Origin of the sequence: Streptomyces sp. TLI_105 (genome assembly GCF_900105415.1) — a bacterium.
Lineage (GTDB): Bacteria > Actinomycetota > Actinomycetes > Streptomycetales > Streptomycetaceae > Streptomyces.
Window position 1 is genome coordinate 748,181 of sequence record NZ_FNSM01000001.1, and the last position, 15,558, is coordinate 763,738.

11 protein-coding genes are annotated in these 15,558 nt (G+C 69.8%); 5 read left to right on the top strand and 6 right to left on the bottom strand.

Annotation, left to right across the window (positions count from 1 at the left end; genetic code table 11):
* Positions 1–46 precede the first annotated feature (46 nt).
* From BLW86_RS03505 to BLW86_RS03515, 3 genes are read right to left on the bottom strand one after another with little or no spacing between them, the layout of a single operon-like run.
* A complete protein-coding gene (locus tag BLW86_RS03505) occupies positions 47–877 on the bottom strand; it encodes a carbohydrate ABC transporter permease (protein WP_093872636.1) in 831 nt (276 codons plus the stop codon).
* Positions 874–1,851 carry a carbohydrate ABC transporter permease gene (locus BLW86_RS03510; RefSeq protein ID WP_093872637.1) on the bottom strand — a complete coding sequence of 326 codons (978 nt, stop codon included), beginning with the start codon at positions 1,849–1,851 and terminating at the stop codon, positions 874–876. The genes BLW86_RS03505 and BLW86_RS03510 overlap by 4 nt, the downstream gene beginning before the upstream one ends.
* 4 nt (positions 1,852–1,855) lie before the next feature.
* A complete protein-coding gene (locus BLW86_RS03515) occupies positions 1,856–3,148 on the bottom strand; it encodes an extracellular solute-binding protein (RefSeq protein ID WP_256341189.1) in 1,293 nt (430 codons plus the stop codon).
* A gap of 225 nt (positions 3,149–3,373) precedes the next feature.
* Between BLW86_RS03515 and BLW86_RS03520 the strand changes: the two genes are divergently transcribed.
* The 5 genes from BLW86_RS03520 to BLW86_RS03540 all read left to right on the top strand — a co-directional run bounded on the left by BLW86_RS03520 (position 3,374) and on the right by BLW86_RS03540 (position 11,274).
* Complete coding sequence (locus BLW86_RS03520) at positions 3,374–4,387, top strand: LacI family DNA-binding transcriptional regulator (protein ID WP_093872638.1); 1,014 nt, start codon at positions 3,374–3,376, stop codon at positions 4,385–4,387.
* A gap of 10 nt (positions 4,388–4,397) precedes the next feature.
* Positions 4,398–6,617, top strand: coding sequence for a beta-glucosidase (locus tag BLW86_RS03525; RefSeq protein ID WP_093872639.1), 2,220 nt, complete (start codon positions 4,398–4,400; stop codon positions 6,615–6,617).
* A complete protein-coding gene (locus BLW86_RS03530) occupies positions 6,614–8,068 on the top strand; it encodes a glycoside hydrolase family 43 protein (protein WP_093872640.1) in 1,455 nt (484 codons plus the stop codon). Before BLW86_RS03525 ends, BLW86_RS03530 begins: the two co-directional genes overlap by 4 nt.
* Before the next feature lie 364 nt (positions 8,069–8,432).
* Complete coding sequence (locus BLW86_RS03535; RefSeq protein ID WP_093872641.1) at positions 8,433–9,881, top strand: endo-1,4-beta-xylanase; 1,449 nt, start codon at positions 8,433–8,435, stop codon at positions 9,879–9,881.
* Between the two features lie 94 nt (positions 9,882–9,975).
* Positions 9,976–11,274, top strand: coding sequence for an RICIN domain-containing protein (locus BLW86_RS03540; RefSeq protein ID WP_093872642.1), 1,299 nt, complete (start codon positions 9,976–9,978; stop codon positions 11,272–11,274).
* A 53-nt stretch (positions 11,275–11,327) separates the two neighbouring features.
* Here BLW86_RS03540 and araD read toward each other — a convergent pair whose 3' ends face one another.
* From araD to araB, 3 genes are all read right to left on the bottom strand, one after another.
* The gene (gene araD / locus BLW86_RS03545; RefSeq protein ID WP_093878481.1) at positions 11,328–12,041 is read right to left on the bottom strand and encodes an L-ribulose-5-phosphate 4-epimerase AraD; all 714 of its coding nucleotides are present in this window, start codon (positions 12,039–12,041) and stop codon (positions 11,328–11,330) included.
* Between the two features lie 47 nt (positions 12,042–12,088).
* Positions 12,089–13,597, bottom strand: a complete 1,509-nt coding sequence (gene araA, locus BLW86_RS03550; protein ID WP_093872643.1) for an L-arabinose isomerase — start codon at positions 13,595–13,597, stop codon at positions 12,089–12,091.
* Positions 13,598–13,672: 75 nt separating this feature from the next.
* Positions 13,673–15,379, bottom strand: coding sequence for a ribulokinase (araB, locus tag BLW86_RS03555; RefSeq protein ID WP_093872644.1), 1,707 nt, complete (start codon positions 15,377–15,379; stop codon positions 13,673–13,675).
* Between the last annotated feature and the right edge of the window lie 179 nt (positions 15,380–15,558).

The following is a 15,558-nucleotide window of genomic DNA, read 5'->3' on the forward strand; positions in this document are numbered from 1 at the left end:
GGCGTTTCACAGAGGCTCCTCGGGGGTGGAGGTCACGCGGGACGAATCAGCCCTTGGTGGCGCCGGCGGTGAGGCCGCCGATCAGCTGCCGTTCCGCGACGGCGTAGAAGGCGAGGGCGGGGACCATGGCGAGCACGATGTACGCGAGGACGAGCGCGAAGTCGGTCGAGTACTGGCCCTGGAACTGCTGGACACCGACCGGGATCGTCTGCCACTTCGGGTCGCTGAACACCAGCAGCGGCAGGAAGAAGTTGTTCCAGCTCGCGACGACCGCGAGCACGGAGACCGTGCCGAGCGCGGGGCGCGCCATCGGCAGCAGGATCTGCCAGAAGAAGCGGAACTTGCCGCACCCGTCCATGGTGGCGGCCTCCTCGATCTCCGCCGGGATGGTCCGGAAGAAACCGCGCAGGATCACGATCGTCATCGGGAGCCCGAAAGCCGCCTGCGGAAGAATCACTCCGAGCGGATTGTCGAGCAGACCGAAGGTCCGCAGCATGAGGAAGAGCGGCAGAACGGCCACCGCGAACGGGAACATCAGCCCGATCGTGAAGAGCGTATAGAACAACTCCCGCCCACGGAAGGCGTATCGGGCCAGGACGAAGGCAGCCATCGCGGAGGCCACCACGGTGCAGACCGTCGTGCCGATCGCGATGCCCGCGCTGTTGGCGATCTGCCGCCAGAACATGCCGTCGCCGAGAATTCCGGTGTAATTGCCGATCTTCCAGTGCTCCGGAAGTCCGAACGGGTTGTTCGTCAGTTCCGCCGTGCTCTTGAAACCGGAGATGACCGCGTAGATCAGCGGTACGACGACGAACGCGGCGATCAGCCAGACCACGGCGTGCAGCGAGAGGCCGCGCACCGTCCTGCGGCCGTTCATCGGCCACCTCCCGAGGTGACGGCGCCGCTGAGGTCACGGCGGAGCACGTACCGCTGGTAGAAGAGGGAGAAGACGAGACTGATCATGAACAGCACGACGCTGATCGCGCTGGCGTAGCCGACCTGGTACCGCTTGAACCCGAACTGGAACATCGCGATGGCCATCGTCTCGGAGGAGTGGTTGGGCCCGCCGGCGGTCATGACCCAGACGAGGTCGAAGAGCTGGATGGACCCGATGATCGACAGGAACACGCTGATCCGGATCGTCGGTCCGAGCAGCGGCAGCGTGATGTGCCGGAAGCGCTGCCAGGGACCGGCTCCGTCGATGGAGGCGGCTTCGAGGATCTCGGACGGGATGCTCTGCAGCCCGGCGAGGAACAGCATCATGTGGAAGCCGAAGTACTTCCAGATCATGACGACGAACAGGGTCGGCATGACCGTCGAGGGATCGGCGAGCCACTTGCCCTGGAGGCCCTCCAGGCCGAAGAAGCCGGCAAGGTGGTCGGCCATGCCCGCGCCGGGCAGGAAGATCATCGTGAAGAGGACCGCCGTGACGACCTCGGAGAGGATGTACGGCGCGAAGAACAGCATCCGGTACACGGCCCGGCCGCGGAGCTTCTGGTTGAGCAGGACCGCGGTGAACAGGGCGAACGGCAGCTGCACCAGGACCGACATGAGGATCAGGTACAGCCCGCGCCCCAGGTCGCCGAGGAAGACCTGGTCGCCGAAGAGCTTGGTGTAGTTCCCGAAGCCGACGAAGTCGTCCATGGGGCCGATGCCGCCCCATTTGAAGAAGCCGGTCCAGACGGCGACGACGATCGGGGCGAGGACGAAGACGAGGAAGAGGACCAGGGCGGGGACGAGGAACCAGGCGACCGACACCCAGGCTCCCAGGCGGCCCCGCCGCGAACGGTCCGGGAGTGACGGGGGTGCCGCCACGGACACCTCCGTCCGTTCCTTGGTCAGGGTGGTCACGGAGCTAGGCACTCTTCGCAGCCTCGGTGATCGCGGCCGTGACCTGCTCGGGCGTCTTCTTGCCCGCTATGAGGTCGGCGACGCTGTCGTTGACCTCCTGGCCGACCGACGGCGGGTAGGCCTGGTCGAGGAAGAGCTGGAAGCCCGTCGCCTTGACGAGGGCCTCGGCCACCACCTTCTTGTTGGCGTCGGTCAGCTGGCTCTCCGCACCCTTGACCACGGGCAGGTAGCCGTTGGAGGCGAGGAGCTTGGACTCGTTGTCGAGGACGAAGAACTTCAGGAAGTCCAGCGCCTCCTTCGGAGCGCCCTTGCGCAGCGCGAAGCCGCTGCCGCCGCCGAACACCTCGCTCGCCTGTCCCACACCGCCGTCGACCGTCGGGAAGGGGAAGAAGCCCAGGTCCGCTCCGAGGTCGGCGCCCGCGTCCTTCTGCACCGACGGACCCCACTGGCCCATCAGCTCCATGGCGGCCTTGCCGTTGCCCATGGACGCGGCCTGGCCGCCCGGGGTGGCGTAGCCGGCGCCGAGGAAGCCCGGCTGGAACGGCTGGAGGTCGACGAGCTCCTTGAGGTGAGCACCCGCCTTGACGAAGCCGGGGTCGGTGAAGTCCTTGGAGGTCGCGGCCTTCTGGAGGGCGGGAAGGCCGGCGACGCGCATCGCGAGGTAGGCCCAGTAGTAGTGGCCCGGCCACTTCTCCTTGCCCGCGAGCGCGATCGGGGTGACGCCCGCGGCCTTGAGCTTCTTGACGGCGCCGAGGAACTCGGCCCAGGTGGCGGGCGGAGCGGTGATCCCCGCCATGGCGAAGAGCTTCTTGTTGTACCAGAAGCCGACCATGCCGACGTCGTACGGGATTCCGTAGGTCCGTCCGTCGATCTGGTACGCCTGGAGCGAGACCGGCGTGAGGTTGTCCGACCAGTCGATCAGGTCGGTGAGGTCCTCGACGAGGCCGGCGTCGACCTGCTGCTGGAGCACGCCGCCGCCCCAGGTCTGGTAGACGTCGGGGAGCTTGCCCGAGGAGGTGGTGGCGGTCAGCTTCGACTTGAACGCCTCGTTCTCCAGCGAGGTCGTGTTGATCGCGATCTTCGGGTGGGCCTTCGTGAACGCCGTGGAGATCTCCGGGAAGAGGGACTTGCCCGGCTCCGTCGTGGCGATGTTCCACCAGTCGAACGTCACCTTGCCGTCGGCCGCCGCCCCACCGCCCGATCCGCCGGACCCACAGGCCGCCGTCATGGACACGGACAGTGCGGTCATGCCGGCGAGCGTCAGGAAGCTGCGTCGGCTCGGGGTGGTGCTGGCCATGGGACCTCCGTGAGGGGATGCGCTCGAAAACTTTTCGAAACACCTCGAATTACGTGGTGCCATAAACTAGGAACGACGGACACCACGGTCAAGACTTCTCACCGATTTATCTCGGAAACCCCGCTGCAACATGGGTCTTGACAAGCCGTCATGCCGCCAAGAAACTCTTCGAAAGTTTGCGAAACCTGTCGTCACACCGACCGACGGCGTCGAAGAGGAGAGAAGTTGAGCGAGCAGCGGGCGACTCTGGCGGTGATCGCCGCCGAGGCGGGGGTCTCACAGGCCACCGTCTCCAAGGTGATCAACGGCCGCTCCGACGTCGCGCCCTCGACGCGCCGACGGATCGAGGCTCTGCTGCGATCCCACAACTACCTCCAGCCCGGCCGGCAGAACAGGACGCGCAGATCGGGCCTCGTCGACCTGATCATCGGCGGCCTGGACAGTGCCTGGGCGGTGGAGATCCTCCGCGGCGTCGAGGCCGAGTGCGCCGGCCGGGGCATCGGCACCGTCGTGTCGCTCGTCCCGCCGGGCGAGGCCACGCCGTCGAGCTGGTCCGCGGTGCCGGTCCGGCACCACAGCGACGGCGTCATCCTCGTCACCGCCTCCGTCACCGCGGCGCAGCGCGCCCAGGTCGAGCGGGGCGGGGTGGCACTGGTCGTCATCGACCCGATCGACCTGCCGGACAACGGTGTGCCGAGTATCGGCGCGACCAACTGGGCCGGCGGACTCGCCGCCACCGAACACCTGCTTGAGCTGGGGCATCGCCGGATCGCCGCGATCGGCGGGCGCAAGGAGATGCTCTGTAGCCAGGCCCGCATCGACGGCTACCGGGCGGCCCTGGAGCGGGCCGGGATCGAGTTCGACCGCGACCTCATCCGGTTCGGCGACTTCCAGCACGAGGGCGGATTCCGGTGCGCGCGCGAGCTGCTCGCCCTCCCCGAGCCGCCCACGGCCATCTTCGCGGGCAGCGACCAGCAGGCGATGGGCGTCTACGAGGCCGCTCGGCAGGCCGGGCTGAGCATCCCGCGGGACCTCAGCGTGGTCGGTTTCGACGACCTGCCGATGTGCGACTGGCTGTCACCGCCGCTGACGACGGTGCGTCAGCCGCTGGAGGAGATGGGCCGGCTCGCGGCTCGCACGCTCTTCCAGCTTCTGGAGGACCAGCCCCTGGTCAGCCCCCGGATGGAGCTGTCGACCGAACTCAAGGTCCGCGTCTCCACCGCCCCACCCCGTTCTTAGGAGTACCTCCGTGACCGAGCCTTGGCGTGACCCCCTCCTGCCCGCTGCCGTCCGAGTCGCCGATCTGCTGAGTCGGATGTCGCTGGAGGAGAAGGCGGGTCAACTCGCCGGCTTCTGGGCCCTGCCGTCCGATCCGGGAGCACCGGTGGCGCCGATGGAGGACGATTCCGGCGAACCGGCGCCCGGCCTCGACGACATCATCGGGCAGGGTCTCGGCCAGCTCACCCGGGTGTTCGGGACGGCGCCGATCGTCGCGGAGGCCGGCATGGAGCGGCTCGCCGCGCTCCAGACGCAGGTGACGGAGGCCGGCCGGTTCGGCATTCCGGCCCTCGCGCACGAGGAGTGTCTGACCGGGTTCATGACGCTCGGGGCCACGGTCTTCCCCGGGCCGCTCGCCTGGGGCGCGTCCTTCGATCCCGCGCTCGTGCGGCGGATGGCCGCCGCCATCGGCGACGGGATGCGGCGGGTCGGCGTCCACCAGGGGCTCGCTCCGGTGCTCGACGTGGTCCGCGACTACCGGTGGGGCCGTACCGAGGAGTGCATGGGCGAGGACCCGTATCTCGTCGGCGCGATCGGCACCGCGTACGTCCGGGGTCTGGAGGGCGCAGGGGTCGTGGCGACGCTCAAGCACTTCGCCGGGTACTCGTCCTCGCGCGGCGGCCGGAACATGGCCCCGGTCGCCGTGGGGCCGCGCGAGTTCGCCGACGTGCTGGTCGAGCCCTTCGTCCGGGCGCTGCGCGAGGGCGGTGCCAGGTCGGTGATGAACAGTTACACCGACGTGGACGGCGTCCCCGTCGCCGCCGACGAGCGGCTCCTCACCGGACTCCTCAGGGACGAGCTCGGCTTCGACGGCACCGTCGTCGCCGACTACTACTCGGTCTCCTTCCTGGAGTCCCGGCACGGTGTCGCCGGATCGCGGGGCGCGGCCGGCGCGCTGGCGCTGACCGCCGGAATCGACGTCGAACTGCCCACGGCCCGCTGTTACGGCGAGCCGCTGACCGCACTCGTCCGGTCGGGAGATCTGTCCGAGGCGCTCGTCGACCGGGCCGTGGAGCGGGTGCTGCTGCAGAAGGCCGAGCTCGGCCTGCTCGACCCCGACTGGGAACCCGTCAAGCCCGAGCCGATCGACCTCGACCCGCCGGAGAACCGGGCGCTGGCCAGGATCCTGGCCGAGCGGTCCACGGTGCTGCTCGCCAACGACGGCATCCTGCCGCTGAGGCCGTGCCGGGTCGCGGTCACCGGGCCGTACGCGGACGATCCGCACGCCTTCCTCGGCTGCTACTCCTTCCCGAACCACGTCGCGCTCCCCGGCGATCCCGGGGTGGAGATCCCGACGCTCGGCGAAGCGCTCGCCGCCGCCGGGTTCACGGTCACCGCGGAGGACCCGGAGGTGAACGTGCTGGTACTCGGCGACCGGGCCGGCATGTTCGGCCGGGGCACCTCGGGCGAGGGCTGCGACGCCGAGACCCTCGACCTGCCGGGCGACCAGGCCGCGCTCGCCGCCGAGGTCCTCGACTCCGGGGTGCCGACCGTCCTGGTCCTCGTCTCCGGACGGCCGTACGCGCTCGGTTCGCTCGCCGACCGGGCGGCGGCCGTCGTCCAGGCCTTCTTCCCCGGCGAGGAGGGCGGGACGGCGCTGGCCCGGATCATCAGCGGGGCCGCGGAACCGGGCGGGCGGCTCCCCGTCTCCCTCCCCCGCCAGGTCGGCGGTCAGCCCGGCACCTATCTGCACTCCACCTTGGGCGGCCGCACCGACTGGAGTTCGGTGGACCCGACGCCGCTGTTCCCGTTCGGACACGGGCTGAGCTGGACCAGCTTCGCCTACTCGGATCTCGCGGTCGATCCCGCCGCCGCGACGGACGGGTCCGTGTCGGTCGCGGTCACCGTGCGCAACGTCGGTGAGGTCACCGGGACGGAGGTGGTCCAGCTCTACCTGTCGGACCCCGAGGCGTCCGTCGTCCGGCCGAGACGCTGGCTCGCCGGATTCGGCAGGGTCGAGCTGCGGCCGGGCGCGGCCGCCCGGATCACCTTCTCCGTCCATGCCGACCGGACCTCCTTCACCGGGATCGACCTGCGCAGGAGAGTGGAGCCCGGAGAGATCGGCGTGGCCGTCGGACGGTCCAGCGGCGATCTGCCGCTCCAGGGGTCCTTCACCCTGCACGGCCCCGTACGTCACCCGGCGGCCGACCGGATACTGTCCGTGCCGGTCGAAGTGGTTCCGGTGCCATGACCACGTCGTTCGGTGATCCCGTGCTCCCCGGGTTCCGGCCCGACCCGTCCGTCTGCCGGGTAGGGGCGGACTACTACCTGGTGACGTCCAGCTTCGAGTGGTTCCCGGGGCTTCCCCTGTTCCACAGCCGCGATCTCGTGAACTGGCGACGTCTCGGCTCCGCGCTGGACCGGCCCTCCCAGCTCGACCTCGACGGGTGCGAGCCCTCACGCGGCCTGTTCGCGCCGACGATCCGGCACCATGACGGGCTCTTCCATCTCGTCTGCACGCTGATGGACGGTCCCGGCCATTTCGTCGTCACGGCGGCCGACCCGGCCGGGCCGTGGTCGGAACCGTACTGGCTGGAAGGGGAGGGCTTCGACCCGTCGCTGTTCTTCGACGACGGGCCGGACGGTGACGGCCGGGCCTGGTTCACCGCCGCCCGCGTCCTGGACGAGGCCGCCGGCCGCACCGAGATCTGGACGCGTGAGTACCTTCCCCGCGAACGGCGGCTCACGGGACCCGAGTACGTCCTGTGGTCGGGAAGCCGGCCGGGCGCACGCTGGTCGGAGGCCCCGCACCTCTACCGGATCGACGGTACCTATCTCCTGCTCACCGCGGAGGGCGGCACCGATGTGGACCACAGCGTGGTGGCCGCCCGCGCCAACCACGTGACCGGCCCGTACGAGAGCTCCCCCGGCAATCCGGTTCTGCCTCCCGCCCAGAAGGGCCCCGTCACCTGCACCGGGCACGCCGACCTCGTGCGGACCCCGTACGGCGACTGGCGGGCCGTCCTCCTGGGCGTCCGCCCGGGCTCCGCCATCGGACGCGAGACCTTCCTCAGCGGGGTCACCTGGAGCGACGGTTGGCCGGTCTTCTCCCCTGTCGAGCACACGAGCCCCCGCCGCCGTCTCCACGACGACTTCGCCGCCCTCTCCACCGACTGGAGCACCCTGCGCACCCCACGCGCGCCGTTCTGGACCACCGGCGACGGGCTCCGCCTCCAGCTCCGTCCCGAACGCCTCGGCGAACGCACCGTCCCGTCCCTCCTGGTCCGCCCGCAGGAACAGCCCGACTGCGACGTGTCCACCGAGCTGCGCTTCACTCCCGCAGCACCGGGCGAGCAGGCCGGCCTCGCCGTAGTCGTCGACGATGACACCCACCTCCTCTTCCTTCGCACCGAGGAAGGGCTCGTCCTCCGTCACGGGCCCGAGGTCCTGGCGGGCGTTCCCGTACCCCCGGGGCCCGTTCGCCTGGGGGTCCGCGTCCGGGGTTTCAGCCACACCTTCGCCCACGCGGCACCCGACGGTGCCTGGCAGGACCTGGCCACCGTCGAAGCCACCTTCCTCACGCCGCTGTTCACCAGCGTCCAGCTCGGCCTCTACGCCACCTCCCACGGCCGCCCGTCCACGAACCAAGCCCATTTCACGTGGTTCGACGTCACGTATCCGCACCAGCCCGGGGGCGCGTGACATCGGCGAACCGCAAATTGCGCTCCTCGTCGAGAACTCCTTTTGAGACAAGCGGCCCCTGTCGAAACAATTTCGACAGGGGCCGCTTCGTCGTCGCGCTCCAGAATTTGCTCAGCGGATCGCCAGAAAGGACCCCACAGGTCACCTTCTCGAAAACCCTTCGAAACACTTGACATGGTCCTGACCTGTTTCCAGACTGAATCCCGAGGCGCCGCCGCCCCTTCACCCGCGTGTCGCGGCACCGGCCTCGAATCACTGCGCCCTGATGATCCGCGCCCCATTTCGACGGACGCGGACATCGCCCCCGCGGAATCCTTCCGCCGCGCTCTCTTCCATCCGTGATTTCCGTCCTGGAGGTCCATTCATGCGTTCACACACCATTCCCCCGTCCACCGTCCGCCGGAAAATCGGCGGCCTGGGCGCGGCGCTGATCGTCGGCGTCCTCGGCTCCGCCACCGTGCTGGTGGCCCCGCCGGCCTCACACGCCGCCGAGAGCACGCTCGGCAGCGCGGCGGCGCAGAGCGGCCGCTACTTCGGCACCGCCATCGCGTCGGGCAGGCTCAACGACTCGGCGTACACGACGATCGCGAGCCGCGAGTTCAACTCGGTGACACCCGAGAACGAGATGAAGATCGACGCCACCGAGCCCCAGCAGGGCCAGTTCAACTTCACCGCCGGCGACCGCGTCTACAACTGGGCGGTGCAGAACGGCAAGCAGGTACGGGGCCACACGCTGGCCTGGCACTCCCAGCAGCCCGGCTGGATGCAGAACCTCAGCGGCAGCGCGCTGCGCCAGGCCATGACCAACCACATCAACGGCGTGATGGCCCACTACAAGGGCAAGATCGCCCAGTGGGACGTCGTGAACGAGGCCTTCGCCGACGGCAGTTCCGGAGCCCGGCGCGACTCCAACCTGCAGCGCAGCGGCAACGACTGGATCGAGGTCGCCTTCCGTACCGCACGCGCCGCCGACCCGGCCGCCAAGCTCTGCTACAACGACTACAACGTCGAGAACTGGACCTGGGCCAAGACCCAGGCCATGTACGCCATGGTCAAGGACTTCAAGCAGCGCGGCGTGCCCATCGACTGCGTCGGCTTCCAGTCCCACTTCAACAACGACAGTCCGTACAACAGCAACTTCCGCACCACCCTGCAGAGCTTCGCCGCCCTCGGCGTCGACGTGGCCGTCACCGAACTCGACATCCAGGGCGCCTCGGGCACGACCTACGCCAACGTGACCAACGACTGCCTGGCCGTCCCGCGCTGCCTCGGCATCACCGTCTGGGGTGTCCGCGACACCGACTCCTGGCGAGCCGAGCACACGCCGCTGCTGTTCAACGGCGACGGCAGCAAGAAGCCCGCCTACTCCTCCGTCCTCAACGCACTCAACTCCGTCTCCCCCAACCCCAACCCCACTCCGACCCCCTCCCCCGGCTCCGGCCAGATCAAGGGCGTCGCCTCGGGCCGCTGCCTGGACGTGCCCGGCGCCGCCACCGCCGACGGCACCCAGGTCCAGCTGTGGGACTGCAACAACCGCACCAACCAGCAGTGGACCTACACCGCCGCGGGTGAGCTCAGGGTCTACGGCGACAAGTGCCTGGACGCCGCCGGTACCGGCAACGGCGCCAAGGTGCAGATCTACAGCTGCTGGGGCGGCGACAACCAGAAGTGGCGCCTCAACTCCGACGGATCCGTCGTCGGCGTCCAGTCCGGCCTCTGCCTCGACGCCGCCGCCGCCGGAACCGCCAACGGCACGCTGATCCAGCTCTACTCGTGCTGGAACAGCGGCAACCAGCACTGGACCCGCACCTGACCTGCCACGGCGAAAGGGTGAACCGATGAAGACCTACGCTGCGGCAGCCCCCACCCCTCCATAAGGACATCGCTGGCGTTCGCGGTTCGCCGTCGTGGTGGCGGCGGCCCTCGCGCTCGGCATGCTCGTGGTGGCGAAGCCGACGCCCGCCGAGGCGGCGACGGTGGACACCAACGCCTCGTACGTCCTGGTCAATCGCAACAGCGGCAAGGCGCTGGACGTCTACGGCGCGTCCACCGCCGACGGCGCGCGGGTCAGCCAGTGGACGCGCAACGAAGGAGCCAACCAGCAGTGGCAGTTCGTGGACTCCGGCGGCGGCTTCTACCGGCTCAAGGCCCGGCATTCGGGCAAGGTTCTCGACGTGGCCGGCGCCTCGACCACCGACGGTGCCGCGATCGCGCAACGGGCCGACGCCAACGCCGCCAACCAGCAGTTCCGCCTGGCCGACTCCGACGCGGGCCACGTCCGGCTGATCAACCGCAACAGCGGCAAGGCCGTGGAGGTGCAGGGTGCCTCCACGGCCGACGGCGGCAACGTCGTTCAGTACGCCGACTGGGGCGGCGCCAACCAGCAATGGCAGATGATCAAGCTTTCGTCCGGTGGCGGCGGGTGCGGCAGCGCCCCGACCCTGGCGAGCGGTACACACACGATTCAGAGCAGCGGTAAGAGCCGCAGCTTCATCCTCAGGGTTCCCGTCGGCTACGACAACTCCCATCCCTACCGGCTGGTCTTCGCGTTCCACTGGCGGGGAGGAACCGCCGGCGAAGTCGCCTCGGGCGGAACGAGCGGAAACGCCTGGTCCTACTACGGCCAACAGGAACAGTCGAACAACAGCGCGATCCTCGTCGCCCCCCAGGGCCTCGGCAACGGTTGGGCCAACTCGGGCGGTGAGGACGTCACCTTCGTCGACGACATGATCCGGCGCATCGAAGGCGGCCTCTGCGTCAACACGGCGCAGCGTTTCGCCACGGGATTCAGCTGGGGCGGCGGCATGAGCTACGCACTCGCGTGCAGCCGGGCGAACGTCTTCAGGGCTGTCGCGGTCATCTCCGGCGGCGAGATCAGCGGGTGCAGCGGCGGCACCCAGCCCATCGCCTACTTCGGAATCCACGGCATCAGCGACTCCGTCCTCGACGTCGCGCAAGGACGGTCCCTGCGCGACAGGTTCGTCCGCGCCAACGGCTGCACTCCGCAGAGCCCGCGCGAGCCCGCGCCGGGCAGCCGGACGCACATCACCACCACCTACTCCGGCTGCCGTGCCGGGTACCCGGTCCAATGGGCCGCGTTCGACGGAGGCCACATCCCCGGTCCGGTCGAGGGCTCCTCCGGCGAGAGCGGCGTCGCGACCTGGACCAAGGGTGAGATCTGGAGGTTCTTCGCACAGTTCCAGTGACACGCCCGCACCAGCGAGGGGAGCCAGGATGATCCTGGCTCCCCTCTGTGCGGTCAGACGGCGGGAGAATTGCCGTAGTAGGCATCCGGGCCGTGCTTGCGTGTGAAGTGGCGGTCCAGGACGTGCTGCGGGGGTTCGACCGTGCCCAGGGCGATGGTGTGGAGGGCCATCTCGGCCACCGCCTCGCAGATGATGGCGTGCTCCAGGGACGTGGTGGCGTCGACGCCCCAGGTGAAGGGGCCGTGGTGGGCGACCAGGGCGCCCGGGACCTCCCTGGCCCGGGTGTCGTCGCGGCCCAGCAGGTCCACGATGACCTGGCCGGTGTTGTACTCGTAGTCCGTGGCGCACTGCTCGGGGGTGAGGGCGTCGGTGACGGGGACGGGACCGTTGAAGGTGTCGGCGTGGGTCGTGCCGAGCACGGGTATGGGGCGCCGGGCCTGGGCGAAGGCGACGGCGTGGGTGGAGTGCGTGTGGGTCACGCCTCCGATGGAGGGGAAGGCCAGGTAGAGGCTGCGGTGGGTCTCCGTGTCGGTGGACGGGCGCAGGTGGCCGTCCACGACGTTCCCGTCGGACAGGGAGACGACGACCAGGTCCTCCTCCGTCAGTACGTCGTAGGCCACTCCCGAGGGCTTGATGACGAAGACGCCGGCCTGTCGGTCCACACCGCTCACGTTGCCCCAGGTGAGGGTGGCGAGTCCGGCTCGGGGGATGCGGAGGTTGGCTTCCAGTACCTCTCGGCGCAGCTCCTTGGAAACGGTCGTGCTCACGGAGGACTCCGTCCTGGTGGGGGTGGAGGCGGTGGCGGCGGGGGTGTTCACAGGCTCTGGGCCAGACGGTGGTAGGCCTGGTTCCACCGCAGCTCGCGCGAGAAGCGCCGGATGGTGGTGTCCTCGTCGATGACGGCGAGTTCGGTCCGCAGCATCTCGGCGAGGTCTTCGAGCTCCTCGCCGCCGAGAGCGGTGGTCAGGACGGTGTGGTGCGGTGCTCCGGCCGTCAGCCATGCCTCGGTCGAGGTACGGAGGTCGGGGCGGGGGTGCCAGACGGCGCGGGCCACGGGCAGTTGGGGCAGCGGCTCGGGCGGGGCGACGACGTCGATGTGGTTGGCGACGAGGCGGAACCGGTCGCCCATGTCGGCGAGACCGACGACGACGGCCGGACCGGGGTCCGCGTCGAAGACGAGGCGGACCGGGTCCTCGCGTCCGCCGATGCCGAGCGGATGGATCTCGCAGGTGGGCGTCGCCGTCGTGAGGGAGGGGCAGACCTCGAGCATGTGTGCGCCGAGGATGAGTTCCTGGCCGGGCGTGAGGTCGTAGGTGTAGTCCTCCATGAAGGAGGTGCCGCCGGGCAGGCCGTGGGCCATCGCCTTCAGTGTGCGCAGCAGGGTGGAGGTCTTCCAGTCTCCTTCGCCGCCGAAGCCGTAGCCGTCCGCCATCAGCCGCTGCACGGCGAGCCCGGGCAGCTGGCGCAGGCCCCCGAGGTCCTCGAAGTTGGTGGTGAAGGCGCGGAATCCGCCTTCCGTGAGGAAGGCGCGCAGGCCGGCTTCGATGCGCGCGGCGTAGCGCAGGGAGTCGTGGCGCTCGCCGCCGGGCCGCAGCTCGGGCGCGAGGGCGTAGAGGTCCTGGTACTCCTTGACGAGGGCGGTGACGGTGTCCTCGGGGGCGGCGTCGACCGCGGCGACGAGGTCGTTGACGCCGTAGGTGTTGACCGAGACCCCGAACCGCAGCTGTGCCTCGACCTTGTCGCCTTCGGTGACGGCGACGTCGCGCATGTTGTCGCCGAACCGGGCGAGTTTGAGGGTGGTGAGTTCGGATCGGCCGACGGCGGCGCGGGCCCATCCGGCGATGCGGTCGACGACGTCGGGAGTGGAGACGTGGCCGGCCACGGTCTTGCGCGGGACACCGAGGCGGGTCTGGACGAAGCCGAACTCGCGGTCGCCGTGGGCGGCCTGGTTCAGGTTCATGAAGTCCATGTCGATGGTGGACCAGGGCAGTTGGCGGTTGGCCTGGGTGTGCAGGTGCAGCAGGGGCTTGCTCAGGGCGTCGAGGCCGGCGATCCACATCTTGGCCGGGGAGAAGGTGTGCATCCAGGCGATCAGGCCGATGCAGCGGTCGTCGGCGTTGGCCTCCAGACAGACCGCGCGGATGGCGGCCGCGTCGGTGAGGACCGGCTTCCACACGAGGCGCACGGTCATCTGGGGCTGGTCGGCGAGGGTCGCGCAGATGGCGCGGGACTGGTCGGCGACCTGGGCCAGGGTGTCGTCGCCGTAGAGGGCCTGGCTGCCGGTGAGAAACCAGATCTCGCGGTCGGGCTGGGCGAGCGTCATGTCGGGTGTGCTCCTCGGAGGTGCGGGGGTGGAGAGGTCGGGCCGGTGGCAACTGGGGGCGGGGCGGCGACCCGGTCAGCCGGTGGTGGCGACGCGTGCGGTGTTGCGGATCCGTCGCAGGCGGTGCAGGAGGAGGTCCGCGCCGGTGCCGAAGTGCTCGTGCAGGGCGCGGTACTCGCCGAACAGCGCGTCATAGGCGTCCGCCCGCGCGGGGTCGGGCACGTATGCGTGGCGCTGGACGCTTCCCATGACGGAGGCGGCGGAGCGGACGTCGGGGTAGGCGCCCGCGACGACGGCGGCGTGGATCGCCGAGCCGAGCGCCGGCCCCTGTTCGGAGGTGCCGAGGGAGACGGGGCGGCGGAGGACGTCGGCGTAGATCTGCATGAGCAGCGCGTTCTTCTTCAGGCCTCCGGTGACGATGAACTCCTCGACGGGGATCCCGCCGTCCTCGAAGGTCTCGACGATCATCCGGGTGCCGTAGGCGGTCGATTCGAGCAGGGCCCGGTAGACGTCTTCGGGCCGGGTGTCGAGGGTGAGGCCGGCGATGACTCCGGAGAGGTGGTGGTCGACCAGGGGGGAACGGTTGCCGTTCATCCAGTCCAGGGCGACCAGACCGTGCGCGCCGACCGGCTGGTCGGCGGACTTGCGGGTCAGGAGCTGGTGCAGGTCCTCGCCCGAGGCCTCTGCCTCGGCGCGGTAGTGGTCCGGGACGCCCTGCCGGAGCCACCAGGCGAAGATGTCACCGACCGCGCTCTGGCCGGCCTCGTAGCCGTAGGCGCCCTCGACGATGCCGCCGTCGACGACCCCGCAGATGCCGGGGACCTCGGCGAGGGTGGCGCCGTTGAGCACGTGGCAGGTGGAGGTGCCCATGATGGCGAGCATCCGGCCGTTCTCGACGGCGCCCGCCGCGGGCGCGGCCACATGGGCGTCGACGTTGCCGACGGCGACGGCGATGCCCTCGGGGAGGCCGGTCCAGTGCGCGGCCCGGCCGCTCAGTCCGCCGGCACGGGAGCCCAGGGGTGACAGGGGGTGCTCCAGGCGCGTGGCGGGGAAGTCGGCGAACTCCGGGTGGAGTCGGGCGAGGAAGCCGGGCGAGGGGTAGGCGCCGTCCTGGTGGATGCCCTTGTAGCCGGCGGTGCAGGTGTTGCGGGACTCGGTGCCGGTCAGCTGCCAGACGATCCAGTCGGCCGCCTCGATCCAGCGGGCGCAGGCGCCGTAGACGGCGGGGTCCTCTTCCAGGACCTGCAGGGCCTTGGCGTACTGCCACTCGGAGGAGATCTTGCCTCCGTACCGTGCGATCCACTTCTCGCCGTGGGCGTGAGCGAGGGCGTTGATGCGGTCGGCCTGCCCCTGGGCGGCGTGGTGCTTCCACAGTTTGGGCCAGGCGTGCGGGCGGTCGGCCCACTCGGGCGTCAGGGCGAGCGGGGTGCCGTCCGGGGTGGTCGGCAGGACCGTACAGGCGGTGAAGTCGGTGGCGATGCCGATGACGCGGGCGGGGTCGATTCCCGCGTCGGCGAGCGCCGCCGGAACGGCGGTGCGCAGGACGTCCCGCCAGTCCTCGGGGTGCTGCAGGGCCCAGTCGGGGGGCAGGGGGGCGCCGGTGGAGGGAAGGCGGTCCTCGATGACCGCGTGGCGGTACTCGTGGACCGACGAACCGAGTTCGGCGCCGTCCCGGACCCTGACCACGACGGCGCGCCCGGAGAGGGTGCCGAAGTCGACTCCGATGGTGCAGGCTTCGGGATGGTGAAGGGCTGCGGGGCCGGAAGGGGCGTGTGGGGTCACGATGCGGTCTCTCTCGTCATGAACAAGGGCCGGAGGAGCACCCTGATTGTTAACGCTCACAATTGAATTAGACAAGAGTCGGGCGCAGTTCCGTCGAACATTGGGCGAGAAATGGAGCCTCAGAAGTGAGCGCTCACTTGCACACCGGAGACACCCGAGCCGCGACCGGTCCGGCAGGA